Raw genomic sequence first — 913 nt, 5'->3', positions numbered from 1 at the left:
CTGTCTAACTCTGCATTGTAGCCATGAATGAAGTACCAAATCGCTCCAATGTGATTGTTAAGTTTTTTGGAAAATGATAGACTTGCTCTTACCAATCGAGAAACCCGCTGTCTCAAGGTATTATTTAACCTTTCAATCCGATTAGTGAGACCTGTTTCTTTACCAACAGCTCGGTGGCGTTTTACGGGAATAACTGTTGTATAAGCTTGCCAGAAATCCGTATAAGCGACAGCAGATTGCTGGGAAATGTCTGGTAAAGAAGCCCAAAGCTGACGGGCTGATTTTCGAGTTCTATTTCCCACAAAACAACCGACAATTTTTCGGGAGTTACGATCAATTGCTAGCCAGATATAGACCGCATTTTTCTGACTATCAACAAAAGACCACATTTCATCACATTCTATCGTCAGGCGACCTGTTAATTTCCCTGAAATTCTTATTTGACGGGGAGTATGAGCCATGATGGAGTTGACGTAATCTTGTAACCAAGACCAACTTACACCCGTAACTCTCGCAATTCCACGTAACGAAATTCTCTCGAGTAAGAGTTTATCGATGAGTTGTTTTATCTGCAATGAAATAACAATATTATTAGGGTTATCTACGAATTGTCGTCTACAGTCTTTGCATTGGTTTTTGGATTTTCCATTATGAATAGAACCATTCTTTATAACATTGTGAGAATGACAGGAGGGACAAGTCTGTTGGGGCGATAGTTCTGGTATATTTTCTTGCAGGGAGTCTGAGTGTTGAGTAATACGAGATAACAGAGTAATGACGGAGACAAACAGCACTCCCAAAACATTTATCATTGTAAATTAACAATTATTTGTAGTTTTTATATGTTACAAATATTGCCTGAAATCGTTGTAGGGCAAGGATTATACCTCATCACTACTTCCATATCACTACC

At 38.8% G+C, this 913-nt stretch carries 1 protein-coding gene; it reads right to left on the bottom strand.

Annotated elements, in window-relative coordinates; all coding sequences use genetic code 11:
• Positions 1-725: IS1 family transposase (locus DSM107010_RS37840; RefSeq protein WP_127025455.1), on the bottom strand; the 725-nt coding region annotated here is incomplete at its 3' end.
• Between the last annotated feature and the right edge of the window lie 188 nt (positions 726-913).

This window comes from Chroococcidiopsis cubana SAG 39.79, assembly GCF_003991895.1.
Lineage (GTDB): Bacteria > Cyanobacteriota > Cyanobacteriia > Cyanobacteriales > Chroococcidiopsidaceae > Chroococcidiopsis > Chroococcidiopsis thermalis.
The sequence above is the reverse complement of the archived record's forward strand: the minus strand, read 5'-3'. Positions and strand labels throughout refer to the sequence as shown.